The sequence below is a fragment of the Veillonella parvula genome, from assembly GCF_032575955.1.
Classification (GTDB): Bacteria; Bacillota; Negativicutes; order Veillonellales; family Veillonellaceae; genus Veillonella; species Veillonella parvula_J.
In genome coordinates this window covers 1-25,871 of record NZ_JAWFXN010000010.1, presented here as the reverse complement: position 1 = coordinate 25,871, position 25,871 = coordinate 1, and the positions used below count along the sequence as shown (strand labels likewise).

Genomic DNA, 25,871 nt, shown 5'->3' with positions numbered 1-25,871 from the left:
CTATGAAGTATGTCTTAAAAAATAAGAACTATCATATTTTGATAGTCCTTATCTTCTCTGCCATCATTTATTTTATTGGAAATGCATATCTTAGTATTACGGATCCTGTAGAGTCTAATTATGCGCTAACCGCAAAAGAAATGCTTCTAACCAAAAACTATTTATCTCCACAAATTTTTGGTCATTATTGGTATGATAAGCCTATATTTTATTATTGGGAACTCATTGTTGGTTTCAAACTATTTGGCATTACAAACTTTGGCGCTAGATTCTTTTCTAGCCTTTTAGCTCTCTGCAATATTTTTCTAATCTATCGCTTTGTAAAAGCACAAACAAACCACGTTATTGCTCTTGTGAGCGCCATTATCGTATCCGTGTCAGCAGAATATTGGATTATCGCAAAATCTCTTATAACAGATATGACCCTAGGACTATACTTTAATGCTACCTTAATGAGCTTTTACATAGGATACATACATCATAAAACAGGTCAACGAGGTTATAAACGTTACTATCTATTAGCCTATATAGCATCTGCTTTTGCCGTATTGACTAAAGGTCCAATTGGATTCCTATTGCCAGGTCTCATCATATTAGTTTACCTTGCAATCAGACGAGATATTCGAGAATTATTTAGTCTACAGATTATACCTGGACTGTTACTATTTCTAAGCCTCGGTGGTAGTTGGTATTATTATATGTATATCACCCATGGAAATGACTTTATCAATGTCTTTCTAGGTGTCCATAATTGGCTTCGTGCTACAGTGTCTGAGCATCCAAGATTCAATGTTTGGTACTATTACATTCCTATAACAATCATAGCATTATTACCTTGGTCCATTATATTACCGAAGTCAATTTATAGTAATCGCAAGAATTGGTTTACCAATATTCCATTCCATAGCTTTTTAGCTGTCTGGGCTGGTATAGTTATCCTATTTTTCACTTGTATGGCAACTAAGTACTCCACCTATAGTTTTCCTGCTTTAACACCGTTAACTATATTAATAGCTGTTATGTGCTACAAACGTATCAACTTAATTTATAAAACGGCATTCGTTATGGGTATTGCTTATATAGTGCTTACATTTGCAGTAGCAGTACCACAAATGAAGAAAGCCTCAACACCTAGTATTAGCCAATTTATTAGCCAGTCTATTAGTGATGACTCCATTCTTGTACAAGGTAGTGGTAGATATCGCGTTTCACCTACTTACTATAGCGGTCATGAAGTATATCAATTACTCGGCCCCAATGAAGTAGCCCCTGATCCAACTACTATTTCTTGGAACGCTAAAGATGTCATGCCGTTTATATCTATAAATGACTTACCAACAAATAAAAAAATATATCTACTCGTTTATGGTGACGATTATCTTCCAGATACAATAAATTCAGATAATTTGTCTTTGGAATATTCCAATGCTGAAGGTACTATCTATCAATTACATCGTTAGATGAAAAACTAAATGGTAATAACGCTTCAATAGATACTACTTTTATATTGCCCTTCATGTTTCTCATAATGATAATAGGAATGTTAAACTCTCCCATTACCTGACGACAAGCACCACATGGTGCACAAGGCCCTTCCGTATCAGCAACTACGGCAAGAGCCTTAAAATTTGTATGCCCTTCTGATACAGCTTTAAATATAGCGGTTCGTTCTGCACAGTTCGTTAAGCCATAAGAAGCATTTTCTATGTTACACCCTTCATAAATAGTCCCATCCTCACAGAGAATAGCTGCACCTACGCCAAAATGGGAATACGGACTATAAGTTTTCTCACGAGCAACGATGGCGCGATCTATAAGGTTTTGAATTTCCTGTTCTGTCATATGAGTTTCCTTTTCTATCATATGGATCTCCTCATTCCACTATATCAAGAATCGTATCCGCCATGATTGGTGCAGTTTCGCCAAAGGTAATCGCCTCTAAATATGTCTTTGCAGCATTAGAAAGCAAGCTTTCATCAGAAGCATATAGTGTGGCTATCCTTTCACCCATGCTAACGGCGTCCCCAGTTTTTTTGTGCATTACAATACCTGCACTATAATCGATGGGGCCATCTTTAACGGTCCGACCGGCTCCAAGCATAACGGATGCAATCCCGCATTGTTCTGTATTCATATGGATAATATAACCGTCTTGAGGCGCTGTAACATCATAGGTGAATTTGCCAATGGCTAATAGGCTTTCATCATCAATAACTCGGCTGTCGCCATCTTGAGCATCAATCATCATACGCAATCGTTCTAATGCGGCACCAGAGTCGAGTGCCTCTTGCACACGACTGAGAGCCGTTTCATAGTCGCATTTATGACTCAATACGAGCATGTGGGCAGCCATGATAATACATTCATGCGTTAAATCTTCTGGACCATGACCTTTCAACGTATCAATAACCTCGCGAATCTCCAAAGCATTTCCAATAGCATGGCCTAGCGGTCGATCCATATCCGTCAAAATAGCCTTAACTGAACGGCCATTTTCCTTTCCAATATCTACCATTGCTTTAGCCAATTCACGAGCATCCTCTATGTTTTTCATAAAGGCACCACTGCCAACCTTTACATCTAACAAAATTGCTTGCGCACCAGAAGCCAATTTTTTGCTCATAACAGAGGATGCAATAAGAGGGATACTATCAACAGTTCCCGTCACATCGCGCAAAGCATATAGCTTTTTATCAGCAGGTGCAAGCCCTTCCGACTGACCAATAACAGCAAGACCAATTTGATTAACTTGATTGATAAAAGCATCTTTCTCTAAAGATACCTTTAAATTTGGAATAGATTCCATCTTATCAATAGTGCCACCTGTATGACCAAGTCCACGTCCAGACATCTTAGCCACCTTACCGCCACAAGCGGCTACGAGAGGCGCAATAATAAGTGTTGTCTTATCTCCCACGCCGCCTGTACTATGTTTATCTACGGTAATCCCATCAATATTTGACAAGTCTACCATATTACCTGATTGAGCCATAGCCAAGGTCAAAGTTCCTAATTCGCGAGCATTCATACCATTAAAAACTATGGTCATCAAGAGCGCACTCACTTGGTAATCAGGGATTTCTCCATTTACATAGCCATCTATAACAAAGCGGATTTCCTCATCTGTTAATGGCAAGTTCGCCCTTTTCTTCAGAATAATATCATACATACGCATAGTTACACCGCCATTCTAAGAAACCACCTAAGCATAGCCTAGGTGGTCTTCTATTATACTTCTTCATTCAAGTGATTCTTTAATAACTCTACAGCTGCACTGGCTCCAATTCTGCTACAACCTTCTGCAATATAGGCTTTCATATCCGTAATAGAGCGAATACCACCTGCAGCCTTAATCTGTACATTAGGACCAATATGCTTTTTAAAGAGTCTAATATCTTCAAGGCTTGCACCGCCGCTACCAAATCCAGTAGATGTTTTAATATAGTCTGCGCCACCATTTGTAATACATTTGCAAAGCGCCACCTTTTCAGAATCTGTAAGATAACAAGTTTCGATAATAACTTTTAAAATTTTATCACCACAAGCCTTCTTAAGCGCCTCAATTTCACTAGTTACCGCTTCAAAATCACCTTGCTTTACATCTCCAAGATTAATAACCATATCAATTTCGGAAGCGCCTTCTTTAATGGCCTGTTTCGTTTCTGCCACCTTTACCTCTGTTGTTTCATATCCTAAAGGGAAACCGATAACGGTACATATGTTAAGTTCTGGATATGCTTCATGGGCGGATGCTACAAAATCTGGAGGAATACAAACAGATGCAGTTTTATACCTTATACCATCCTCACAAACTTCTTTAATATCATCCCATGTAGCTGTAGGACGCAATAATGTATGATCTACATAAGCTAATAATTCTTTCCCCAACATAGTACCTCTCCTTACTAAAAGAACGACATTTGTTCTGGTTCTGGCTCTTTATGTAATGCATCTTGAGCAGAGCGATTTTTATCATCAATGAATGGTTCTAATGGTACGCCTGTAATCTTTAATAAATCTGGTAAACAATTAACGCCTTTCAACTTAGCAGCTTCTAATACAACCTTTGCACAAGTCTCTGCATCATCCAGTGCATAGTGATGTTTAAACTCAACTCCAATATATGCGGCCATTGTATTCAACTTATGATTAACCAAATCAGGCCATACCGCACGTGAAAGTTTAACTGTACATGCATAATCTAGTTCTGGCCAAGGGATTTTATAATAATCTAAAGTAGCACGCAATACGTTCATATCGAATTTCGCATTGTGAGCCACCATAATATTCCCTTTTAAATGGTTTTCATAAATGGCATTCCACAACTGATCAAAGGTCTTTTCATGAAGAACATCCTTCGGTTGGATACCATGAATTTCAATACATTCATCATCAAAACTCATAAACGGAGGCTTGATGAGGCTATATGCCTTTTTGGTAATTTGTCCGTCCTTTACGGTAATAACCGCCAAGGAGCACGCACTATTTTTAAATTTATTTGCTGTTTCAAAGTCTAATGCAACAAAATCTAACATAGGACTCCTTTCAAAATCTATATATAAGAATTATATTCATTTACTCTACTTATTATAGCATGAAATAGACTATAATCTACTGTTCAAAGGTGACCAATAATCACCTCATTCACACCAATTTTAATTGACAGATAGGCCCTCAGTATGTGAAAATTATTTAGATATGTATGTAGTATGGAGGTTGCAACATGGCAGATGACAGATTAATCGTTGCCCTTGACGTATCCACGATGGATGCAGTGAAAAAAATCGTATTATCCCTCGGTGATTCGGTTAGCTTTTACAAGGTCGGCATGGAGCTATTCTACGCCGAAGGAGCAAAAACAATTCGTTTTTTACAGGAGCAAAACAAACAAGTATTTCTTGATTTGAAATTGCACGACATTCCAAATACCGTAGCCCATGGCGTAGCTTCCTTAACACGTCTCGGCGCTAGTTTAATTACTTTACATGGTCAAGGTGGTCCTGTCATGATGAAAGCTGCTGTTGAGGCAGCTCGTGAGAGTGGCAAAGAACTAGGCGTAGAACGCCCAAAATTATTAGCCATCACCGCATTAACTAGCTTTGACGATGAATCTTGGACTGCTATTGGTGGTCAGCTACCTATTTCCGACCAAGTCATTCGCCTTGCAAAACTCGCTAAAGACTGTGGTATGGATGGTGTTGTATGTTCCGCATTAGAAGCTAAAATGATTCGTAAAGCATGTGGCGATGACTTCCTCATCGTTACCCCTGGTATTCGCCCTTCCTTTGCAACAACAGACGACCAAAAACGGGTTGCTACACCAGCTATTGCATTACAAGATGGAGCATCTCGCCTTGTTATCGGTCGACCTATTACACAAGCCGAAAACCCTCGTGAAGCGGTTCGTTTAATTATTGAAGAAATGGAGAAAGTATCCAAATGATGACAGAACAAGAAGTAAAACAATTACTGATCGACACTCAAGCTATTTTAGAAGGTCACTTCCTTTTGACATCTGGTCTCCACAGTCCAATGTATGTTGAAAAATTTAATGTATTACAACATCCAAAATATACAGAAAAACTTTGTAAAGAATTAGCTGAACGCTTCCGCGATCAAAATGTAGAACTTGTTATTGGACCTATGACCGGCGGCATCTTACTTGCTCACGAAGTAGGTAAAGCGCTTGGCACCCGTGCTATCTTCACAGAACGCGAAAAAGGCGTTATGACATTACGTCGTGGCTTTAAAATCGAGCCAGGCACAAGAGTTCTTATCGTTGAAGATATCGTAACTACTGGTGGCTCTGTACAAGAAGTAGTAAATGTTGTCAACCAATCCGGTGGTGAAATCGTAGGTGTAGGCCTTCTTGTTAACCGTTCTGGGGGCAAAGCAGAATTCGGTGTACCTCATGAAAAGGTACAAGCATTACTTAATCTTGAAGTTCCAACTTATAAACCTGAAGAATGCCCTCTTTGCAAAGACGGCGTAGCTATGACAGAACGCGGTTCTAAACACATCAAATAATTTTTTAACGACCTATATACATGCATAGGTCGTTTTTCATTAGGAAGTTAATAAAATATTCCCAGTCCATCAACTACTGTCTATATTTATAAATAGATACAAAAAGAGCTCCTTCACTGAGGAGCTCTTTTTGTTTGTGTGTAGTTATTGTGTGTAAGAGAGAGATTCTGATACGAATGTATCACATAGAGTATGTGGCTCTATGGTGGCCATGAATGCACTTTCATGACCACGTACTCTATAATCTTATAAGAGAAATGGACTCATAAAGTATCGTTAGTTTTGTGTAGCTTGTGGCACACCTTGTTCACTTTGTTGTTGTGGTGCATTACCATTAGTTTGTTGAGGTGGTTGGCCTTGCATAGGCATTTGACCTTGTGGAGGCATTTGACCATTTGAATGTATATGCTGGCCATTATTTGGTCCCATACCATCTTGAGGCATCATTTGGTTTTGACCATTTTGGTGCATATGCTGGCCATTATTTGGCCCCATGCCATCTTGAGGCATCATTTGATTATTTCCATCCATCATATGTTTATCCATATATTTATTAGGACCATCATGTCTATGTGGTTTTCTAAACTGTTGTTCATTTGTTTTCATCCATTCACCAAAATTAGGTAAATCATTTACTGCAAACGATGTACATGCTCCAACCGCACAGATTACGGTTAAAATCGCTGTAATTATAATTCGTCTCATAAATCCTCCTTAGTCCACATTGCGGAAATAACGTTCACGCACACCACGAAGCTCTGTGCCAACAAAGACGCATGTAAGTCCACCAAATAAACCTACACCACCAAGTGCCACTAAAGTTACAATGGACAATACTGGAAATGCAGTAACATTCTCAAATGGTTGCCATGAGCTACCTAGTAAGAACAATATAGCCGGTGTAATAATGAATATAAGAGCACCTACAATATAGGATAAGGCACTTCCAATAGAGAGCAAAGTCTTAGATGCTTTTTTAGCCATGCCCGGTAATTGAGGTAAAAGACGTTCTTTATAATCATCAAATCGTGCATAAATTTCCTGCATATTAACAGATTTACTTTCGCTACCATCTTGATTCATTGTGTCTGTAATGATACCTGCATCTACGTAAGATGCATATATTTCCTCCGGAGTCCCTAAGGATTTAATGATCTCACTATCGGTAAGCCCCTTTTCATAACCTACCGCAAAATGCTCCTCATAAACCTCTATAATACTCTCCACATCTGCAACACGCGCTTTTTTAAATATATTACGCAATGCATCCAAAAAGCTATTTTTGTTCATTATTATCGACTCCTTTCAACAGCATATTGATAACACCAGAAAAATCATCCCATTCTTGACGCATCTTGTTATATGCTGTACGGCCTTCGTTCGTGATATGATAGTATTTCCGTGATGGGCCTGTAGAAGACTCCTTTAAATACGTTTCAACATACTTTTCTTTTTTCAGTCTGTTAAACAATGGATATATCGTTCCTTCAGATATTTCAATATATTCTGAAATGGTGCTTACGATTTCATATCCGTAGCGATCATTTTGTGTTAATAATGCTAGCACCAGCATGTCCATAACACCTTTTTTTAATTGAACTTGCATAGTTCCTCCCTTTTAGGCTGTGCTTGCCTGCCAATGTGAAAGCTCTCTTACGGTCACTATCATGTACTGACAAATACATAATAACATAAGGTACCTCGGAACGCAAGGTACTTTGTAAAAAAATATTGAAATTTAATATATTTTTTCTTATTTCTAATCTATAAACACAGTTAATTTCTGCGTTTATAGGGAAAAATTTTTTCAAAAAAATTTTCTTATTTATGGTATTTTTTATACAAAATCTATTAAAGTACCCTATTATAACTAAAAATCCTCATCTAAAAGATGAGGATTTTCTAACACTACAAAAGAAAGTAGTGCATTATTGGAATACTTAATTAAGTTTTATTTACTAGATTCTAATTTGAAGACGCTTCCCCTAATTTAAGCTGTGTACTCTTCATTTTGCCGTTATGAGTATAGGATACCAAAATTGTATCTCCAGGGCTCTTAGCATCAATTTGTTCTTTTAATTCAAGTAATGTAGTAATATCTTTACCATCAATTTGTGCAATCGTATCCCCTTCTACAAGACCAGCTTGTGCAGCAGGACCATTAGGATCAAGTTGAACAACAAGAAGTCCATCACCTTCATAGGTTACATTATTGCGCGCTGCAGTTTGACGGTCTACAGCCCACACCCCAATATAAGGGCGAATGACCTTACCATTTTTAATAATAGAATCAACAATTGTCATCGCAGAATTAATTGGAATAGCAAAGCCCATACCTTCAATTCCTTCTTTAGAGATTTTAGAGCTGTTAATACCAATTAACTCGCCATCTGCATTAATAAGTGCACCACCTGAGTTACCTGGATTAATGGCTGCATCAGTTTGAATCAATGGGAATCGTTGACCTTGATCATCAATTGTACGTGCTAAGGCACTAATAACACCAGAGGTAACTGAACCTTTAAACTCAAGACCTAAAGGATTGCCAATAGCAATAGCTGGCTCCCCTACTTGTAAGGAGTCAGAGTCCCCAATTTTTATAGGTTTAATATCTTTTGGAGGTTTAATTTTTACAACTGCTAAATCCGTCTGTGAATCTGAACCTATAACGGTCCCCGTCACCGTACTGCCATCAGACAATGATACTGTAACCTCCCCATTTTTAGCCCCTGCCACAACATGTTTATTTGTTACAATATGTCCATCATTATCGATAAGCACACCAGACCCAACACCTTCTCCAGCATAGATAGTACGGTTAAAAATATCCTTTTGAAATACTTGTGTCGTAATCCCTACTACAGCAGGCCCAGATTCTTTAGCCGCTTGTACTACATAGGTATTACGCGTTTCAGTAATAGGCTTAGTCTGTTTAGTTTGTTCTCTCACGTTTGTTGGTTGCGTATTAACAGGGCTGCCAAAGAAATAGTATCCTCCGCCTACCCCAATACCCAAAGCAAGAATACACGCAATTACTGTTTTCTTATATTTTGAAAATGTCATGTAGATCTCCTTATATTCTTCTTAATATTCTTCTACATCACCCATAACTTCTTAATGATGATTATAAAAGTTAAGATTAGAACCAAATCATAAATCATATAATTATGATGCTTTATAAATACGCCACGTCTCACACTAATTCAAATCATCTCAAAATTAATTTTATAAAATTGATTTTGATGAACCTATTATAGTACGCCTGCTTTTACAATGCAAGATATCAATTTATAACTTTTCTTATAAAAGTATAATTATTATAACCGTATATCCTCCACTAGATAAATACCTAGAATTCTAAAAGAAGCTATATAGAATGTATTCAACTATCTAAAGTCTAAAAAACATAAAGGGCATTCACTAGCCGTCGCTAGCAAATGCCCTTTATGCATATAGTTTGAGAGTGTAAGGACTGTTGAGAGAGAGAGTATATGTGATCTAGATAAGCTTTAGAGAGAACTTATTAAGAGAGAGAAGTTAAAATATTACTTATCTAGAGTCATAGTCAGCCTTACTTAAATAAGTATACATGGAATATCTAAACTATCAAAGTAACTATATAAACAATTCTTAAACCTTTGATTATATCTCTATAATAAATTCTCTATGAAGTCATATCTAATCAATAGCCACGAATAACGTGAGTATAATGTGAATGCATATTTTCGATACTAAACGAATTTATACCCTACGCCCCATACTGTAATAATATGCTTACTATCAGATGGATTATCCTCAATTTCTTCACGTAAACGATTAATATGAACCGCTACAGTTGCATAATCACCATAGGAGTCAAGTCCCCATACACGAGAATATAATTCTTCTTTGCTAAATACAATATCACGGTTACGCATCAAGAATTCTAACAACTGGAATTCTTTCTTTTTAAGATGAACCTCTTTTTCATTCACCCATACTTTCATCATCTTAGGATCGAGACGAATTTCACCGGATTGAATAGCGTTAGTTTCCATTGCATCGCGCTCTGTTAAACGTTTATATTGCGCCAACATAGCTTTAATCTTCGCAATCAATACAGATGGAGAGAATGGCTTTTCAATATAATCATCAGCGCCTACGCCTAAACCACGGATTTTATCGATATCGTCAAGGCGCGCAGTTACCATAACAATTGGTACACGAACTTTGTCACGAATTTGGCGACAAACTTCAAAACCATCCATTTCTGGCAACATAACATCAAGGATAATAAGGTCTACAGGAGTATTCAATGCTACTTCAATGCCATCTGTACCATTAGTCATAATAGTTACATCATAGCCCGCCACCATTAAATAATCACGCTCAATATTGGCAATATCCAAATCGTCTTCAATAATTAAGATATGTTCACTCATGATTCTTCTCCTTGCTTAGGAAACTCTAATATAATACGTAGACCATGTGGCCTTACATTTTCAATCATAACTCGGCCTTCAAAGATTTCCATAATTCGACGGATAATCGACAATCCTAGGCCACTACCTTCTTGAGGATTCGTACGAGACGAATCTACACGATAGAATGGGCGCATCAGACGCTCTAGAGATTCTGGCGGTACACCTGGACCATCATCACTGATGACACAATATACAAAATCATCATCACTCGTTACATCTATGACGCAATGACCAATATCGGCCATTTTATACTTAGCACTATTGTTCAACACATTCTGCAAAACTCGTTGTAACAATTGTGGGTTAGCATTGATAAAAGGTGTTTCCGTAGCTATACGAGCCTTAATCTCAAGCCCCTTCGATTGATACGGAGCTAAATGATCTTCTACAAAGTCACGTACAAACTGACCTAATTCAATTCGCTCAGACGGACGAGATTCTTTTTTATAGTTCAATGTTGTTATGAGGAATAGTTCTTCTAACATAGAATCCAAATCATTGGCCCGCTTCAAAATAATCCCCATATATCTTTTTTGTTGCTCTTCCGTTGGTGCAATACCATCACGAACACCTTCAGCATACGCTTTAATAGCCGTCAACGGAGTTCGTATATCGTGGGATATACCAGCGAGTAGCTCTTTTTGTTGCTCCTGTTCCATTTCAATCTGACGATTTGCCATTTCTAACGACTTTGTCATGTTCTTAACGTGAATCATGATAAATCGTGTAACAAATCGGTTAATAGCAAAAAATGTAACAATAAAGAGCAATATGGAAACTACGATAATATAGAAAGATACGGATTCCATTAAGCTATCACTACCATGAGTAGCACGCCTAATCGCAATATGGTATACATAGGAATGACGACCATCGTACTTTCTCATTTCATAAACGAAAGTATTATTGGATTGATATACGATGCCCTGTAATTCAGGGTTAACATCAATAAGACCAACAATGGCAGAAGCACTATAGATTTGTGGATTACCGTAGTTATACACCATACTTCCTTGATCAAGTACTTCAACATATACTTCCTTTGGATCAAGTAAGCTATAGCTAGGCTTAACCAAGCTATTAATTAGATCATTTTCTAACCCATAAAAGGTAATGGTTTCAGTTATTCGACTGACACTTTTAAACTGTTGTTCCTGCTCAATACGCAAATAATAACCGGCATTGGCCAATATGCGCAAACCTGTAAAATATAGCAAAAATAAGATAATTGCTATTAAAATAGGTACAACAAACAGCACAACATTGGATATCCAAATTCGTATTTGTAAATTCACAGGATTACCTCAATATCATAAATAGTAGATACTCTCTATAGTTTACGCTATTTTTAATGCTTAACGCAAGTAAAACACGCAAATATCCAACATATTTTTCACGATTCTTTCATACGTAGTTTATAATTGACTGATTATTCAACGGTACCTCGACCCTTTTAATATCTTATGCTTTTCGTAAAAATTATATTTTCACACGCATCCATGTATCTTATGGCGATATGAAAAATGGTAATATCTGATATTTCATCAGTTTCTTAGTCTCCTCTTTTAATAGGAACTTGTCTATACTATTTATAAAAAACTAAAATATAAAATATAAAACAACTATTGAATCTCTTCATTTAATAAAACAAAATATATACTGGATTATACTATTTCTCTATGAGGATAGCTTAAATATGGTCAAAAAAAAGAGGATTCCTAAGAATCCTCTTTTAAAGTTTGGATTAACGACGATTTGCATCGAAGAAGTTGATAGCAACTTCTGGGAACATAGCGTAAGTCAATACGTCTTCATCAGTGATACCATTGTAGCCTTTGGAAGCTAAATCTTGACGGTAACCTTCCAATTCAGGTTCGATAAGATCTGCAGGACGGCAAGTGATAGGTTCTTCATCACCAATAATAGTACGACGAATATCATCGGAGATAGTACCAGGTAACGCACCATATTTACCGCGTACAAGGTCTTTAACTTCGTTAGGAACCATTTTGTAACGGTCGCCCATCATAACGTTCATCATAGCCATTGTACCAACGATTTGGGATGTTGGAGTTACCAATGGAGGGTAACCTAAGTCTTCACGAACGCGTGGCATTTCATCCATAACGTCGAAGAAGCGATCGCCCATACCCATTTCGTTCAATTGGTTTTGAGTATTGGACAACATACCGCCAGGAATTTGGTAACGACGAACAGCTGGGATTACATCGCTAGCTGGTTTCAAGTTGAATTCTTCAGCGATTTGTTGTTTTACTTTACGGAAGTGGTCAACTAATGGAATGTATTTATCAAGGTCAAGACCAAGATCCCATTCAGTACCTTTGAACATTTCGATCATAGTTTCAGTAGCTGGTTGGCTAGTTGCATGAGCAAATGGAGAGATAGCAGTATCGATGATATCTACGCCAGCTTTAGCAGCTTCCCAGTATGTAGTACTTGCAAGGCCGCAAGTGAAATGGCTGTGCAAGTCGATTGGCAATTCGCCGAAACGTTTTTTGAAAGTAGAAACCAAATCATATGCATCAGCAGGTCCTAACAAACCGGACATATCTTTGATACAAAGGGAATCAGTACCCATTTCTACCAAAGTTTCAGCTACTTTCAAGAAGCTTTCAGTTGTGTGAACTGGAGAAATTGTGTATACCATAGCGGATTGAACGTGTGCACCAGCTTTTTTGGAATACTTAATAGCAGCTTCCATATTGCGTGGGTCATTCAATGCGTCGAAAATACGGATACGGTCGATACCATTTTTTACAGCCGCATTACAGAATGCTTCTACTACGTCGTCGGAGTAGTGTTTATAGCCCAACAAATTTTGACCGCGAAGCAACATTTGCAATGGGGTATTTTTCAAATTAGCTTTCAATTTGCGAAGGCGTTCCCATGGATCTTCATTCAAGAAACGAAGACAGCTGTCATAAGTAGCGCCGCCCCAACATTCAAGAGCTTCATAACCAATATCATCTAAAAGGCCGAGCACTGGTTCCATTTGTTCGTAGCGCATACGTGTTGCCAAAATAGATTGATGACCGTCACGAAGAACGGTTTCGCAAATTCTTAATTTTTTAGCCATGTTAATCCTCCAAATCGAAATAGTCTGTGTATGTAACTTTATACACTCATCAAACAACTATCTCATACCTATTTTTTTTACGATTTTTTCGATGTCTGCTCACACTAGCCAAACGCGCTAAAATCGTAATACATACTTATATTAGACTACTTATAAAATTCTTTGTCAACAACCACATTATGCTATTTACTCATAATTTCATGTATACAAAGATGATTTTTTCGTGATGAATATCACAAAAAACTGCAGAGGAACTAGAGTTTAACATGTATGTTTAATCAAATTAATTTTTTTGTAATTGCTCATTTTAATAAGAAACTAAAAATTATATCGTAATAATTTTTAGTTATTATTAAATACTTTTCAAAATATATCGGTATTTATAAATGTAGTAATTCGATAAACATCGGTATGCTTATGAGTTCATCAATTTTATTAATAACTTAGTCGATATTTTTAAATGCATAAACATACAAAAGAGCCTGTCCATTTACGGACAGGCTCTGACGTAATCTTTAAAGTTTAAGAGTTCCCATTATACGCATTACTTCTCAGGCTTAACCTTTTTAGGCGCAGTTTCAAGGACAATATTTTTACCTTCCCGTTTTACTTGAATAGAAAAGGCCCCTTCTCCTTCTTTAAAATACTCCATCTTGATATCAAGGAGCATTTTACCAATTATAGTCTCTACTTTTTCAGTTAAGAACTCACGGTAAAATGCATCTTCTTTTTGCTTTGGACTTTGGTGAACTACTGGCTTCTTAGCATCTCGCTCCATATTGAGCATAGTATCTTCAAAATTTTCCGTATCCTTAAAATTTTTCATCATATCCGCATCGGATAAACCTTTTTGGATTTTAAACTTTGCCATGTGTATCTCCTATCAATTCAAAAATCGCTTTTTTTACGCGTACTGGTTCAATACCAGACATACAATATTGATCAGGCTTAGGACAACGTCGTTTTCGGCAGCCCAAGCAATCTAATTCATCATTTACGAGCACCTTAAAGGTTCCCGTCAGAGGTCCCCATAATTTAGGGTCTGTAGGGCCAAAAAGTGCTACTACAGGCTTATTTAAAGCTAACGCAATATGCAGAGCTCCAGTATCAGCAGTAACTACTACATCACAACTTTCAATTAAAGCCCCTAACTCTTGAAGCGTCGTTTTCCCTAACATATTCAGTACGATTTTATCAATGCCCTCATCTGTTAGCGAGTCCATCAAGGGTTTATATTGAGTAGCCTCTTTAGGGCCACCTAAACAAACAAAATTTGCTCTATATTGAAGAGATTTAATGAGAGAATACCATTTTTCCTGAGGCCACTCTTTCGTTTCCCAAGAGGTGCCTAATACTAGACCAACGCGAAAAGGAGCTTCTACCACGCCTTGATACAAAGAAACATCATTATCAATCAATTTCCATTGCTCTTCTGCCCAACTATGTGAATTTGATGGCGCCTGAAAATCCATGTGGTACAGCGTATTAGCACTAGATTCATTTAGTGGAGAACTACTTTCAACACCGCATTTAGCTATGTTAAGCGATGTATCTAAATTTGCATGTTCAGTAACAGCCTTTGTTAACAACTGAGCTACCTCTAAATAGCGCTTAATCACATGATCTGTACTAGGCTTCGTTTTATAGTTAGTAAACAACCAATTCAACTCTTTTGTGCCACCAAGGCCAAGTCTAATGGGGGCTCCTGAAGCTAATAGTACTAACCCTGTTATAAGACGTCCTTGCACATCAATGGCTACATCAAATTTATAAGGTTCTAATTTGGCCTTAAGATCCCACCACATGCGCCACATTGTAGGGATATGTAGTTTTTTAGAATGAGCCTCGTATTCATCCCGTTCCCAGGGAATTATCTCATCTACATAGGGATTGTCCTGTAAAAGCTCTACCATACTAGGCGTTACAATCCAATGCAACTTAGCATTAGGATACTGTATCTTAATCCACCGCGCAGCAGGTGTAGCATGCAAAATATCACCTATGTAACTAAGGCGTACAAATAATATATTCATAGATATCCTTAGGGTACATACTATTATAGGAATAAAGCCTTTATAATGAAAGAACATTATAAAGGCTTTTTCTTAAGATTTCTTTTTACTACCACTACTATTGGATGATTTAGAAGATGTAGTATCTTCTGTTACCTTAGTAGTTTCTTCACTACCATTCTTAATGATATTTTTCACATCTGATAATGTCAACTCATTAAATGTAGTAGGGTGATTGTATTTGTAAACCGGATTGAAGCCTACACCTAATTTACCAGTGTAAACAGTCAATGCATTATTGTCCTCATCAACACGAGCAATGTAGATAGTTTTGTCCATATCAACACCGATAAAGCGGAAACGCCCTTCAGGGTTGATAACACGCCATCCCCCTTCAATGCCATTAAACATGAAGACATCCCCAGTTCTCACATTATCGTAGAAGAAGTTATCTTCATCGTAGAATACGCCGATATGACCGATATCAGTAGCTTGCATGTAAACGCGACGTGTATCATAGTTAGCATCGGTCCGATAAATGCGATATGTATGCTCTTGAACTTTTACCTTCATATACACCACATTCGTCGCTTCAGAGTACGCAGCATCTACGATTTTACTGCCCCGAGGCAAGTCTTCAAGTTTCGTATCAACTTCATGTTCTGGATCATCCGCATTAAGACGAGCCATGACAACATCTCTGGAGTCATATAAACCCATGATAGCATAGTTACGGTCTGGCATCCAGTTAAAGTAACTAATCGAGCGTCCCTTCAAATCAATATTTGTAGGGGTACTTTCATTAGCCTTGTAAATTTTCAAAGAGTTTTCTGTAACAACGGCCATGAATTGACGGTCATAGGATACATATTTAGTGCCTTCTTTCACATCAGGAAAGTTTTTAGTATCGTCTTTTGATGCGCCTGCTACATTAAACTCTGTAGTCGGTGCAAACATATATTGATCAAGGTATAGGTATACCCCACCTTGCAGAAGAATACCTACCGCAAAGGCGCTCAGTACACGCGTAAAAGGTTTCATCTGTCCTCCTATTTCACGATAAACGCCGTTGGGATCATGCGTTCCCCTAACAAATCGGCTGGTTTATTTACTACTTTACCGTTGAGGTACAAAGTAGAACTAGAACCGCCATCTAAATTTGCTGCAATGTAGCAACCTTTTTCAAAAAGAATATCTTGTACGTCACGCAAGGTAGCACCAATGGAGTACCCTGGTTGACGACCATCGATTACGAGGAATAACACTGTACCATCTTTCTTTTGACCAATAGCAGTACGAGGGCCTACACCCCAGCCACCATCACCTTCAGTAATCATCTTCTTACCATCGACGATAAGAGGCGGCCCAAAGGTAATACCTTCCATAGCTTTCATATCACCTAGCTGAGTTTTATTATAATTACCAGCAATAAGGTTACCCGATTTAGAGAAACCTACAAAGTCTACGTCTTCATCAGGACCTACATCCTTACCGATAACGTACTCACCGTCATGCAAGATAAAACCATATGGCAAACGGCCTGTACCAGTACCATTAGGGTCGTGGAATCCACCGCCATTAATCGCTGCTACAGCATTATTCATTTTCGCAATATTACTTGTAGTATCGCCTTTTTCTTGAATATTAGCTGCTGTGCCTACTTGGATACGACGAGGATCAGGAATTTCTAAAATATAGCCTACATAACGAGCAGACTGGATTTTTTCAAGATTTAAAGTCTTATCTTCACGAGCATTAAATTTGAACAAATCTTGGCTTTTAACAACCCCTACAGTCCCCAAAATAGCTTGTAATTCTTCGTCATTAAACAACCACGTAATGTAATGAGGATGGCGAGATTGTAAGATAGCACCAATAACGGCGCGCTTTACATTATTAAATGGTCCAAAGAGCACCACGAAGGGTGATGTGATAACGGTAAATAAGAACACCATAACGATGAACTTTACCCAATTCTTTTTGAACAATGTATTTCTCCTTATAAATCAGTGAAATGTTCGGTGCTAATGCGTTCTTCAAAATGCTTGATATCCACCGCATTACCTACCCAAACACGCAAAATATTATATGGATTATCACCCGTATGAGCCCAGCCAGACTTCATAGCCATGCCCATCTTGATACCAGCTTTCTTAGATGCCGAATCGGTGAATTCATTTTTATCTCCATATGGATAGCAGAACCAAGGATTATCCTTAATGCCTACTTCTTTAGCAAGTGCCTCTTGGGCCTTTGTGATATTTTCAATTTGTTTCGCTTCCGACAATTGGCCCATTTCTATATGTTGGAAACCATGATTGGAAATAGTGATGCCATTTTTATGCATTTCACGTACTTGATCCCAAGTTAAACGAGTCCCAATATCGCCAGGATTGATAAAAACAGTTGCAGGGAATCCATATTCTTTCATAATTGGATATACGATAGAATATGTATCTGCATAACCATCATCAAAGGTCAAAACAACTGGTTTTTCAGGCACTGCAGCGCCATTTACAACATATTCATACAATTGTTCCATCGTCAATGGATTATAACCGTTATCCTTGAGGAACTTCATTTGTTCTCTGAATAAATCCTCCCGAATAACCGCATCATTATCTTTGTCATCGCCGACTTTATGATACATAAGGACAGGAATGCCCGATGGATGTACCATCTTAACTTCTTTTACAGGCGGTACTGAACTAGTAGGTTCTGTTTTTTGTGAAAGCACGCCACAACCTGCCACAACCATTGCCAATACCAAAACTAACAGTGTTACCAACGGAATCCGTTTCATAGGTCCTCCTCTATCAGAACACAATTATATACAGAATATTATAACATTTCCATGAAGAATAGTAAAAAGTAACGCTTTATTAGTACTTCATCAATCAATTTTCGGGGTCTAGGATACATAGTTTCATCTGGATGCCTATAACACCTGAAAGCCTAAATTCATATAAATCGTCAGTATCAAAAATCATTTAAAACTTCTACGATTATTTAGAGCTATATTGTAATCCGTTCAATAATGCTTTAATATTCTAATTATAATACACATTACTAAAATTATGCTCATCCAATAAACAAAGGATTTCTTATGAAAAAACGCTTAAGCCTTATACAAATGGACGTCCATGTAAACGAAGTGGAATACAATTATGCACGCGTCCAAGAATTACTTTCACAAGCCCTATCAGAAAGTCCTGATATTATCATCTTGCCCGAAACATGGAACACAGGATTTCATCCATCTAAGGATTTAATCAACATTTCTGATAGAAATGGAGAAAGAACAAAAGATTTATTAAGTAAATTCGCCAAGGAACACAGTGTAAACATTGTGGGCGGTTCTGTAGCCGTAGCAAAAGAGGATTTAATATTTAATACATCCTATGCTTACAACCGTGAAGGCACACTCGTAGGAGAATATTCCAAAATGCACGGATTTAGCCCTGCTAAAGAGAACCAATACTTTGCTAGCGGTACACATACCACTCATTTCGAATTGGATGGTATTCCTTGTAGTACGGTTATCTGTTACGATATTCGCTTCCCTGAGCTCGTAAGAATGGCTGCATTATCAAATACAGAGTTATTATTTGTACCTGCTCAATGGCCTACCATGCGTTTACGCCACTGGCAAGTATTAAACGAAGTGCGCGCCATTGAAAACCAACTTTTCTTATGTGCAGTCAACGGCTGTGGTACTGTGGGTCGAGTCCAAAGTACTGGTCACTCCGCCGTATACGATCCATGGGGTACGAACCTCCTTGAAATGGACACCGTGGAAGGCATCTCATCTGTAGATATCGACCTCACCGTAGTAGAGGATATTCGCAATAAAATCAATATCTTTAGAGATCGCAAACCTGAACTCTACAAGCTATAAAATAAAGGCACATTGTTTTTAACTACCATCTTAAACAATTCATTTATAGATGGTCTGCGCATAAAACAATGTGCCTTTTTATTTTTACTCTACTGTATTAAGAAAATAAATGACTCTAGTTTGCTCTGGATTAACGGCCATGCCTGCAACAGTAAACATATTATATGAATAATCAAATTTAAAGATATAGAATGTGTACTCTGCGTTAAATGGTCGCTTCACTTCTTTATACGAATAGTAACCTAAATATTTTTTCTGTAAAGTCTTATTTTCATCATTAGGCAACACTTTATCAGAACTTAATTTACTAGTATCTTGCTCTAAGTCCAAAACCATTTGATTATTCATTTGGTTAGAGAGCTCACGATCAACCTTTCGCTTAATATTCTCATTGCTTAGCGCCATTTTATATTGATACATATTATTGAATATATTTGTTACTTCAATCCATTCTTCTGGCAATATAGTAGACAAGTATTTTTTATAATTCGTCTTAACATCTTCGTACGGTTTAATAGAAACACGTTCAGCCTCCCCCTTAGTAATAATAACCTTAGCATGATTTTCTGCATCTTGAATATAGGGCTTTAGTTCTGATGGTTTACCCGTAAAAGAAACTTGAATATACCGACCATCTTCAATCGCCTTAGGCGGCTTTAAATGAATATCAACCTGCTTAGCAAAAGAAGGTATTTTCTTTGGAAAACCAGACAAATCATTTATTTTATTTATATCTATATGATTGTAATATTCCTTGTCATTAACAGGGTACTTACTGCTTTCTCTAAAATTAATAGCCTTTACAATTTGTTTTTCAATTTCTTCTCTTGTATAAGGATTTTTAATAAGGTCTCGTTGCGGCACACTTCTTATTGTTCTATTATGTTCCTCAATATGATCGTGCATACGTGATTCTACCTCTCGATTTAGCAACATTTGTTCATTAAATGTTTTTTTAGCAACGGACATAACAGCATAAGATAATTCTGTTTCACCCGTAACTTTACTTTCCAAATAAGGCATAACTTCTTGAGGTTGTACTCTATCAAGTTGAGTAGTTTTTGCACCTAATGGCGTTGATACAGATGGAATGGGTATCTGCTCAGCATTTATTATTCCTATATTAGCAAACAATACTATCGCAACTAGTACAATTCCTTTTGAATTCATTCGAGTCTCCATCAAATAATTATATTAAAAAACTTGCTATACCTCTCATATAGTAAGTCATATACATTAAAACTCAATAAGCTTCCACATATCCTCTGGAACCTGTTCTAGAGGTTTATTTTTTGCAATTGCTTCTTTTAGAATATCAATAGTATCTTGCACCTCTTGTTTATCCTTTGTATCAGGATCATGAAGGATGACACGATTTAAAGAACCTTCACCAAATTGCTTTAAATATTCTTTTTCCACTTGATTAAGTTCACGGCGTAAATATTTCATAGATAATAACCTCCCAATATATTTAATCTAATATATTAAGAAGTACTTGTCTATAATTCAAATATTTTCTATACACATCTTCAGCTAATAATAAACAATTTAAATTGTAAATTAATATTTTTATCTCATAAATCATTTACATGAATTCTATAGAAATGGTAGTATTAACAATGCAATAGGATTTAGTTATTAAGAAAGAAAGGTAATAACTATGTTTTCATTTCTACAACCTAAAGAGGCAAAATCATCAGTTCCACAAAGCATGATTATGAATCTATATTATAAATATAGATTGCAATCATTAATTGGTATTTTTATAGGTTATGCTGCGTACTATATTGTTCGTAATAACTTTGCCTTATCAACACACTTTTTATCAGATATCCTCCATATGAGCAAAACAGAAATTGGTTTGCTATCTAGTGGTATGCTTATCGCTTATGGTTTAAGTAAAGGCTTTATGAGTAGTCTTGCGGACAAAGCAAGTCCTGCCAAGTTTATGGCTTTCGGTCTCATTTGCTGTGCAATTATCAATATCTTTATGAGCTTTGCCGATAGTCTCGCCTTCTTCTTAGTTTTAGTAGTACTAAATGGCTTTTTCCAAGGATTTGGTGTAGGACCATCCTTTATCACCTTAGCTAAATGGTACCCAAAACAGGAACGTGGCCGTTATGGAGCTATCTGGAATATTTCACACAATCTCGGTGGTGGTATCGTAGCACCAATCGTAGCCGCCGCATTATATTTCACTACTACAGACCACTGGCAATTAGGGAGTTATGGTGTACCAGCGCTTATTGCAGTTATCATAGCAATTGCCATTTCTTTCTTAATCAAAGAAAGCCCTGAACGTGAAGGCTTACCACCAACAAGTGAAATCATCGCCGACACAGCTCATAAGGCGCACAGAAGTTCTGAAGCACCGCATATGAGCACAAGAGAAATCTTTGTAAAATACGTATTGAAAAATAAAAACGCTTGGTATGTATCATTAGTTGACACCTTCGTTTACATGATTCGCTTTGGTATGCTTACTTGGCTTCCAATTTATTTATTACAAGTAAAGGGTTTCTCCAAAGCAGAAATGTCTGTTGCCTTTTTATTCTTTGAATGGGCGGCTATTCCTTCTACTATTTTTGCTGGTTATATTTCCGATAAATTCTTTAAAGGTTATCGCATGCCACCTGCAATCATTGCTATAAGTATTATCTTCTTCTGTATATTTGGTTATTGGCAAAGCGAGTCTCTCTTATGGGTTACTTTCTTCGCTGCTATTGTAGGTTGTTTAATCTACATTCCTCAATTCTTAGCTTCAGTACAAACTATGGATATTGTACCACCATTTGCAGTAGGTTCTGCTGTTGGTCTTCGTGGATTCATGAGTTACATTGTTGGTGCAAACTTAGGTACAACACTATTTGGTGTTTTAGCAGATAAATTTGGTTGGAATGCAGGTTTCTATCTTTTATTAGTAGCATGTGTTCTTTGTATTACATTCTGTGTATTGGCTCATTTTGGCGCCAAAGAATTAGATGCTAAAGAAGCTGAGCTTGAACAACTTCAACCAGCTGAAGCTAATAACTAACCCCTAACAAATAAATCCTATAGTAAAAAGGTCGTAATATGTATTAATACATGTTACGACCTTTTATTTCCCCCACGAAAGGGAGTCCTATATAACCGATGTGTTTTCATCAACGCATAGTTCTCGAAATAATGAAAGCACAAGCCACAATGATACCAAGGACTATACTCCCAGCTACTATATAAGGCCATGTAAGTACATCACGTACATCATTCAATATTTTTATATCAAAGATTGGCATATAAAGTAATAAGTTCCCCAAAATCCAACCGACTGGTCCTATGAACTTTAGCTTCTTAATCGTATCCATTTTATCTAGAATAGACTCGGTTACCTCTGAATTCTTTTCGACAGATACGTATTCTTTATTAATGTAAAAGCCTTTTGAATATTCCGTTTCAAAAGCCCACTCTTGAACAGAAAACGTAGCAGTACCATCAGCATTTTCATACTCTTTATATTTAGCAGTATCAGTAGTACCTACGTCTACCTCACCCCAAGTGCCTGTTACCATCTCATAACCACTATCTACGAGTTTCATATCGGCTGGTAGTGCTTTTCCACACAACTTGGAAAACTGGTACGCATCTCGCTTCTTATCCCAACTGAGCCAAAATACCTTGTTATTACTATGTTTGACTAACTTATACTCATACCATATCTTTCCATGAGTATCAATGTAGCGTATCTTGCCTAAGATTGTATATAAATCCCTTCGAATACGCAATGTCTCGCCATAATTAAAAACCATAATCTTCTCTCATATTGAAAACTACACACATAAATGTATATTACTTATTACTATGATTGTACACATAATATGAAGGTATGCCAATAAAGACTCTTATAGTTCAACATCAAGGAACTCTCAAAATGATTTTTGATTTCATAATTTTTTCATTATATAATAAATATATTAAAGTCAATCTGGATATATGATAAAGAAGGTAGTAAAAATGTCTAAATTTATTTGTCCATACTGTAATAGTGCTGTGGCCTTAACTGAAGAAACGTTTACAGAATACAAAATAACTCATCAAAATGCTTATATAGCAAAACAAGTTACACTCCCTTTTCCAAATATTAACGAAAAACAATATTTAACAATCTATAATAATTTTGTGAAACCAAGCTATTTAGATAACCTAGAAACTCCTATCATAACTATATCGGCTTATAAATGCCCTAATTGTGATAAAGAAACTTATAAATTAATAGCCAAAAATAACGATGGTAATTCTTCTAATACTATACCTATAATTCCAAATTCTTTGGCAAGAGACTATAGTAATGTGGTTCCCTCTCATATCCAAGAAGACTATAGCGAAGCATATGCTATATTACATCTTAGTCCTAAAGCTTCTGCTACCTTATCTAGACGTTGCATACAGAGCATGATCCGTGATTACTGGAAGGTTACAAAGAAAACACTATATCAAGAAATTGAGGCAATAAAACCTAATTTAAATACACTTCAGACTGAAGCTATAGATGTTTTACGAGAGATAGGAAATATTGGTGCCCATCCAAATAAAGATATTAACACCATCATCGACATTAATCCTGAAGATGCGGAAAAACTAATAAAGCTAATAGAGTATTTTATTAAAGAATGGTACATCGCAAAATATGAACAAACTAAGCTTTTAAAAGATGTAAAAAGCTTAGGTGAATCAAAAAAAATCTAATCAATAAAATTGTGAGATTATTTCAACTTAGACTACAAATGGATAATTTTCATTTTCCATACCTACAAAACTACAAATAATTCTATAAATACACTAATATCTGTCCCCTTAGTGCACTTCAGACTTAATTTGCATATCTATCTTAATAGGAGATTCTGTATCTCTTTATCATATACAATCTTCATTAAAACCTATCCTTTGCCATTTAGTTTTTTATAAATTTTTATAATTGATGAATTATAAAATCTATTTGATATAGTCAATTAAATAGGAGGATATTATAATGAACAAAATAATAAACAATCCTTTATTACCACAAAAAATTTCTTTTAACCTAAAAGGTGGACTAAACAGCGAATATCCTTTGGATTTACGCGCAACTGCATCATTTTTACTCTATTTCCAACATTTAATAGATAAAAGTTATTGTACTATTAATAATATCGATCGTATTCGACCAAACAAAAATAATGTATATAAGGTTGTTGTAAAAGACTTCACAGTTGGTTCTTTATCATCTGATTTGATGCTAATTGTTGAAGGTGCAAGACTTACCCTTCCTCTATTAGGGTTATCTACTCCTGAGTCAATCTGGACATACACTTGTTACGCATGTGAATTAGCTTCACGCTTCTTTAATGGTTTAAAATCTAACACGCAACCCAAAATAGAAATTAATGGAAATAATAACACTGTTATTTATACGGATAATACCGGAGCTAAAATAGAGTACCCTCAAGAAACGTATGAGATTGCTAATAAATCTATCCCTACATATAGAAAACTTTCACAAACCATGGTAAATGGTTCATTCTCAGAATTTAAAGCACACAATGAGTCAAATAATGCTCCTCCAATATTTTTTAGCAGTGAATCTGCAGATCTTTATAATGAGCAAACAATGGTCGACAAAACACCAGAAATAATTCAATGCAATATAATTCGTTTTGACAAAGAAACCCGCACGGGAAAACTTAGACTATTAGATAATAACTGTGGAGATATTAATTCCGAATTACCCTTCCAAATCATTGGTAATCAAGATAGTTCTCCTTATATAGCAGCGATGAATAGAGATGAAATATCTATGAACTGTATACGAGAAATCTCATATGCTTCATTAAAACCCAAAATAACTCGTTTACAAATAATATCTTTGGTAACAACTGAGCACCTTTAATTGATTTTATAAAAACTTAATGTATTATAGTTAAATACTTAGTAAAAAGCATATACTATATAATACTTACAAATCACCTTGCTTAAGTACAATGCGGTCTGAACACCTACATTATACTTAAGCAAGGTGATTTTTTGTATAACTTTCGTTGCCACACCCGCATAGCGGGTGGTTTTATGACTCGCGACTACGTCGCGAACCAGTCTAAAGACAATAATAAAATAAGCCACCGCATCATGTGCAGTGGCTATTATAACCCTCATATAAAAGGGGCAAAAATTTATTTTTTAAAGGTGCAGAAAAGGGGCAAATTATCGTTACAATGCGTTACAATCTGTTAATTAGCAAATAGAAATGGTGCGGTTGGAGGGACTTGAACCCTCACGAGCGTACGCTCACCACCCCCTCAAGATGGCGTGGCATTTAAAGTTCACACACAAAACTTATAAATACAGCAATTATCTAGCTCGAT

Annotated in this window: 26 protein-coding genes; 7 read left to right on the top strand and 19 right to left on the bottom strand. The window is 36.5% G+C overall.

Annotation, left to right across the window (positions count from 1 at the left end; translation table 11 throughout):
• The first annotated feature begins 2 nt into the window (after positions 1-2).
• Complete coding sequence (locus E7L28_RS08220; protein ID WP_021147801.1) at positions 3-1,460, top strand: ArnT family glycosyltransferase; 1,458 nt, start codon at positions 3-5, stop codon at positions 1,458-1,460.
• Here the strand turns inward: E7L28_RS08220 and E7L28_RS08215 are convergent.
• From E7L28_RS08215 to E7L28_RS08200, 4 genes are read right to left on the bottom strand one after another with little or no spacing between them, the layout of a single operon-like run.
• Positions 1,438-1,863, bottom strand: coding sequence for a cytidine deaminase (locus E7L28_RS08215; RefSeq protein WP_174892240.1), 426 nt, complete (start codon positions 1,861-1,863; stop codon positions 1,438-1,440). The genes E7L28_RS08220 and E7L28_RS08215 overlap by 23 nt on opposite strands.
• Before the next feature lie 10 nt (positions 1,864-1,873).
• On the bottom strand, positions 1,874-3,175 hold the full coding sequence (locus E7L28_RS08210) for a pyrimidine-nucleoside phosphorylase (protein ID WP_316692016.1): 1,302 nt from the start codon (positions 3,173-3,175) through the stop codon (positions 1,874-1,876).
• A 53-nt stretch (positions 3,176-3,228) separates the two neighbouring features.
• Positions 3,229-3,891, bottom strand: coding sequence for a deoxyribose-phosphate aldolase (gene deoC / locus E7L28_RS08205; RefSeq protein ID WP_316692015.1), 663 nt, complete (start codon positions 3,889-3,891; stop codon positions 3,229-3,231).
• Positions 3,892-3,905: 14 nt separating this feature from the next.
• Complete coding sequence (locus E7L28_RS08200; RefSeq protein WP_316692014.1) at positions 3,906-4,535, bottom strand: 3'-5' exonuclease; 630 nt, start codon at positions 4,533-4,535, stop codon at positions 3,906-3,908.
• 188 nt (positions 4,536-4,723) lie between these two features.
• Between E7L28_RS08200 and pyrF the strand changes: the two genes are divergently transcribed.
• Both pyrF and pyrE read left to right on the top strand, forming a co-directional pair.
• Positions 4,724-5,443 carry an orotidine-5'-phosphate decarboxylase gene (gene pyrF, locus E7L28_RS08195; protein WP_316692013.1) on the top strand — a complete coding sequence of 240 codons (720 nt, stop codon included), beginning with the start codon at positions 4,724-4,726 and terminating at the stop codon, positions 5,441-5,443.
• Positions 5,440-6,027 (top strand): orotate phosphoribosyltransferase, encoded by a 588-nt coding sequence (gene pyrE / locus E7L28_RS08190; RefSeq protein WP_008602774.1) that lies wholly within the window; start codon positions 5,440-5,442, stop codon positions 6,025-6,027. The genes pyrF and pyrE overlap by 4 nt, the downstream gene beginning before the upstream one ends.
• A gap of 276 nt (positions 6,028-6,303) precedes the next feature.
• On the opposite strand, the gene E7L28_RS08185 is transcribed toward pyrE, so the two are convergent.
• The 12 genes from E7L28_RS08185 to E7L28_RS08130 form a co-directional block, all read right to left on the bottom strand.
• The gene (locus E7L28_RS08185; protein WP_008602776.1) at positions 6,304-6,732 is read right to left on the bottom strand and encodes a hypothetical protein; all 429 of its coding nucleotides are present in this window, start codon (positions 6,730-6,732) and stop codon (positions 6,304-6,306) included.
• A 9-nt stretch (positions 6,733-6,741) separates the two neighbouring features.
• The gene (locus E7L28_RS08180; protein WP_008602778.1) at positions 6,742-7,317 is read right to left on the bottom strand and encodes a DUF1700 domain-containing protein; all 576 of its coding nucleotides are present in this window, start codon (positions 7,315-7,317) and stop codon (positions 6,742-6,744) included.
• Entirely contained in the window at positions 7,304-7,633 is a 330-nt protein-coding gene (locus E7L28_RS08175; RefSeq protein ID WP_195395062.1) for a PadR family transcriptional regulator, read from the bottom strand. The genes E7L28_RS08180 and E7L28_RS08175 overlap by 14 nt, the downstream gene beginning before the upstream one ends.
• A gap of 359 nt (positions 7,634-7,992) precedes the next feature.
• Positions 7,993-9,090 (bottom strand): S1C family serine protease, encoded by a 1,098-nt coding sequence (locus tag E7L28_RS08170; protein WP_316692099.1) that lies wholly within the window; start codon positions 9,088-9,090, stop codon positions 7,993-7,995.
• Positions 9,091-9,758: 668 nt separating this feature from the next.
• Positions 9,759-10,448, bottom strand: a complete 690-nt coding sequence (locus E7L28_RS08165) for a response regulator transcription factor (protein WP_316711585.1) — start codon at positions 10,446-10,448, stop codon at positions 9,759-9,761.
• Positions 10,445-11,785 carry a sensor histidine kinase gene (locus E7L28_RS08160; RefSeq protein WP_316692101.1) on the bottom strand — a complete coding sequence of 447 codons (1,341 nt, stop codon included), beginning with the start codon at positions 11,783-11,785 and terminating at the stop codon, positions 10,445-10,447. Before E7L28_RS08160 ends, E7L28_RS08165 begins: the two co-directional genes overlap by 4 nt.
• Positions 11,786-12,234: 449 nt before the next feature.
• On the bottom strand, positions 12,235-13,587 hold the full coding sequence (locus E7L28_RS08155) for a pyruvate carboxylase subunit B (RefSeq protein ID WP_008715613.1): 1,353 nt from the start codon (positions 13,585-13,587) through the stop codon (positions 12,235-12,237).
• 544 nt (positions 13,588-14,131) lie between these two features.
• Positions 14,132-14,458, bottom strand: a complete 327-nt coding sequence (locus E7L28_RS08150) for a hypothetical protein (RefSeq protein ID WP_008715610.1) — start codon at positions 14,456-14,458, stop codon at positions 14,132-14,134.
• Positions 14,445-15,620, bottom strand: a complete 1,176-nt coding sequence (locus E7L28_RS08145; protein ID WP_316692105.1) for a glycosyltransferase family 9 protein — start codon at positions 15,618-15,620, stop codon at positions 14,445-14,447. Before E7L28_RS08145 ends, E7L28_RS08150 begins: the two co-directional genes overlap by 14 nt.
• 72 nt (positions 15,621-15,692) lie before the next feature.
• Positions 15,693-16,640, bottom strand: coding sequence for a hypothetical protein (locus E7L28_RS08140; RefSeq protein ID WP_295817246.1), 948 nt, complete (start codon positions 16,638-16,640; stop codon positions 15,693-15,695).
• 8 nt (positions 16,641-16,648) lie between these two features.
• A complete protein-coding gene (locus tag E7L28_RS08135) occupies positions 16,649-17,587 on the bottom strand; it encodes a phosphodiester glycosidase family protein (RefSeq protein WP_316692107.1) in 939 nt (312 codons plus the stop codon).
• A gap of 11 nt (positions 17,588-17,598) precedes the next feature.
• Complete coding sequence (locus tag E7L28_RS08130) at positions 17,599-18,402, bottom strand: polysaccharide deacetylase family protein (RefSeq protein WP_012863951.1); 804 nt, start codon at positions 18,400-18,402, stop codon at positions 17,599-17,601.
• A 303-nt stretch (positions 18,403-18,705) separates the two neighbouring features.
• On the opposite strand from E7L28_RS08130, the gene E7L28_RS08125 reads away from it, so the two are divergent.
• The gene (locus tag E7L28_RS08125) at positions 18,706-19,497 is read left to right on the top strand and encodes a carbon-nitrogen family hydrolase (protein ID WP_316691977.1); all 792 of its coding nucleotides are present in this window, start codon (positions 18,706-18,708) and stop codon (positions 19,495-19,497) included.
• Between the two features lie 84 nt (positions 19,498-19,581).
• Here the strand turns inward: E7L28_RS08125 and E7L28_RS08120 are convergent, their stop codons facing one another.
• Both E7L28_RS08120 and E7L28_RS08115 read right to left on the bottom strand, forming a co-directional pair.
• Entirely contained in the window at positions 19,582-20,667 is a 1,086-nt protein-coding gene (locus tag E7L28_RS08120; RefSeq protein WP_021147786.1) for a hypothetical protein, read from the bottom strand.
• A gap of 66 nt (positions 20,668-20,733) precedes the next feature.
• The gene (locus E7L28_RS08115) at positions 20,734-20,946 is read right to left on the bottom strand and encodes a hypothetical protein (protein WP_012863948.1); all 213 of its coding nucleotides are present in this window, start codon (positions 20,944-20,946) and stop codon (positions 20,734-20,736) included.
• A gap of 211 nt (positions 20,947-21,157) precedes the next feature.
• Here E7L28_RS08115 and pgtP point away from each other — a divergent pair, with 211 nt between their 5' ends.
• Positions 21,158-22,531 carry a phosphoglycerate transporter PgtP gene (gene pgtP / locus E7L28_RS08110; RefSeq protein ID WP_021147785.1) on the top strand — a complete coding sequence of 458 codons (1,374 nt, stop codon included), beginning with the start codon at positions 21,158-21,160 and terminating at the stop codon, positions 22,529-22,531.
• A 109-nt stretch (positions 22,532-22,640) separates the two neighbouring features.
• Here pgtP and E7L28_RS08105 read toward each other — a convergent pair whose 3' ends face one another.
• A complete protein-coding gene (locus tag E7L28_RS08105; RefSeq protein WP_316691978.1) occupies positions 22,641-23,282 on the bottom strand; it encodes a DUF4178 domain-containing protein in 642 nt (213 codons plus the stop codon).
• Positions 23,283-23,487: 205 nt separating this feature from the next.
• Between E7L28_RS08105 and E7L28_RS08100 the strand changes: the two genes are divergently transcribed.
• Positions 23,488-24,219: a DUF4145 domain-containing protein gene (locus E7L28_RS08100; protein WP_316691979.1), complete on the top strand. Its 732-nt coding sequence runs from the start codon at positions 23,488-23,490 to the stop codon at positions 24,217-24,219.
• Between the two features lie 283 nt (positions 24,220-24,502).
• Positions 24,503-25,399: a hypothetical protein gene (locus E7L28_RS08095; protein ID WP_316691980.1), complete on the top strand. Its 897-nt coding sequence runs from the start codon at positions 24,503-24,505 to the stop codon at positions 25,397-25,399.
• Positions 25,400-25,871 lie beyond the last annotated feature (472 nt).

Excerpts from the sequence above, each read along its gene's own strand:
- E7L28_RS08220 (WP_021147801.1), top strand. The coding sequence starts at position 3 with ATGAAGTATGTCTTAAAAAATAAGAACTATCATATTTTGATAGTCCTT.
- E7L28_RS08215 (WP_174892240.1), bottom strand. The coding sequence starts at position 1,863 with ATGATAGAAAAGGAAACTCATATGACAGAACAGGAAATTCAAAACCTT.
- E7L28_RS08210 (WP_316692016.1), bottom strand. The coding sequence starts at position 3,175 with ATGCGTATGTATGATATTATTCTGAAGAAAAGGGCGAACTTGCCATTA.
- deoC (WP_316692015.1), bottom strand. The coding sequence starts at position 3,891 with ATGTTGGGGAAAGAATTATTAGCTTATGTAGATCATACATTATTGCGT.
- E7L28_RS08200 (WP_316692014.1), bottom strand. The coding sequence starts at position 4,535 with ATGTTAGATTTTGTTGCATTAGACTTTGAAACAGCAAATAAATTTAAA.
- pyrF (WP_316692013.1), top strand. The coding sequence starts at position 4,724 with ATGGCAGATGACAGATTAATCGTTGCCCTTGACGTATCCACGATGGAT.
- pyrE (WP_008602774.1), top strand. The coding sequence starts at position 5,440 with ATGATGACAGAACAAGAAGTAAAACAATTACTGATCGACACTCAAGCT.
- E7L28_RS08185 (WP_008602776.1), bottom strand. The coding sequence starts at position 6,732 with ATGAGACGAATTATAATTACAGCGATTTTAACCGTAATCTGTGCGGTT.
- E7L28_RS08180 (WP_008602778.1), bottom strand. The coding sequence starts at position 7,317 with ATGAACAAAAATAGCTTTTTGGATGCATTGCGTAATATATTTAAAAAA.
- E7L28_RS08175 (WP_195395062.1), bottom strand. The coding sequence starts at position 7,633 with ATGCAAGTTCAATTAAAAAAAGGTGTTATGGACATGCTGGTGCTAGCA.
- E7L28_RS08170 (WP_316692099.1), bottom strand. The coding sequence starts at position 9,090 with ATGACATTTTCAAAATATAAGAAAACAGTAATTGCGTGTATTCTTGCT.
- E7L28_RS08165 (WP_316711585.1), bottom strand. The coding sequence starts at position 10,448 with ATGAGTGAACATATCTTAATTATTGAAGACGATTTGGATATTGCCAAT.
- E7L28_RS08155 (WP_008715613.1), bottom strand. The coding sequence starts at position 13,587 with ATGGCTAAAAAATTAAGAATTTGCGAAACCGTTCTTCGTGACGGTCAT.
- E7L28_RS08150 (WP_008715610.1), bottom strand. The coding sequence starts at position 14,458 with ATGGCAAAGTTTAAAATCCAAAAAGGTTTATCCGATGCGGATATGATG.
- E7L28_RS08145 (WP_316692105.1), bottom strand. The coding sequence starts at position 15,620 with ATGAATATATTATTTGTACGCCTTAGTTACATAGGTGATATTTTGCAT.
- E7L28_RS08140 (WP_295817246.1), bottom strand. The coding sequence starts at position 16,640 with ATGAAACCTTTTACGCGTGTACTGAGCGCCTTTGCGGTAGGTATTCTT.
- E7L28_RS08130 (WP_012863951.1), bottom strand. The coding sequence starts at position 18,402 with ATGAAACGGATTCCGTTGGTAACACTGTTAGTTTTGGTATTGGCAATG.
- E7L28_RS08125 (WP_316691977.1), top strand. The coding sequence starts at position 18,706 with ATGAAAAAACGCTTAAGCCTTATACAAATGGACGTCCATGTAAACGAA.
- E7L28_RS08120 (WP_021147786.1), bottom strand. The coding sequence starts at position 20,667 with ATGAATTCAAAAGGAATTGTACTAGTTGCGATAGTATTGTTTGCTAAT.
- E7L28_RS08115 (WP_012863948.1), bottom strand. The coding sequence starts at position 20,946 with ATGAAATATTTACGCCGTGAACTTAATCAAGTGGAAAAAGAATATTTA.
- pgtP (WP_021147785.1), top strand. The coding sequence starts at position 21,158 with ATGTTTTCATTTCTACAACCTAAAGAGGCAAAATCATCAGTTCCACAA.
- E7L28_RS08105 (WP_316691978.1), bottom strand. The coding sequence starts at position 23,282 with ATGGTTTTTAATTATGGCGAGACATTGCGTATTCGAAGGGATTTATAT.
- E7L28_RS08100 (WP_316691979.1), top strand. The coding sequence starts at position 23,488 with ATGTCTAAATTTATTTGTCCATACTGTAATAGTGCTGTGGCCTTAACT.
- E7L28_RS08095 (WP_316691980.1), top strand. The coding sequence starts at position 24,503 with ATGAACAAAATAATAAACAATCCTTTATTACCACAAAAAATTTCTTTT.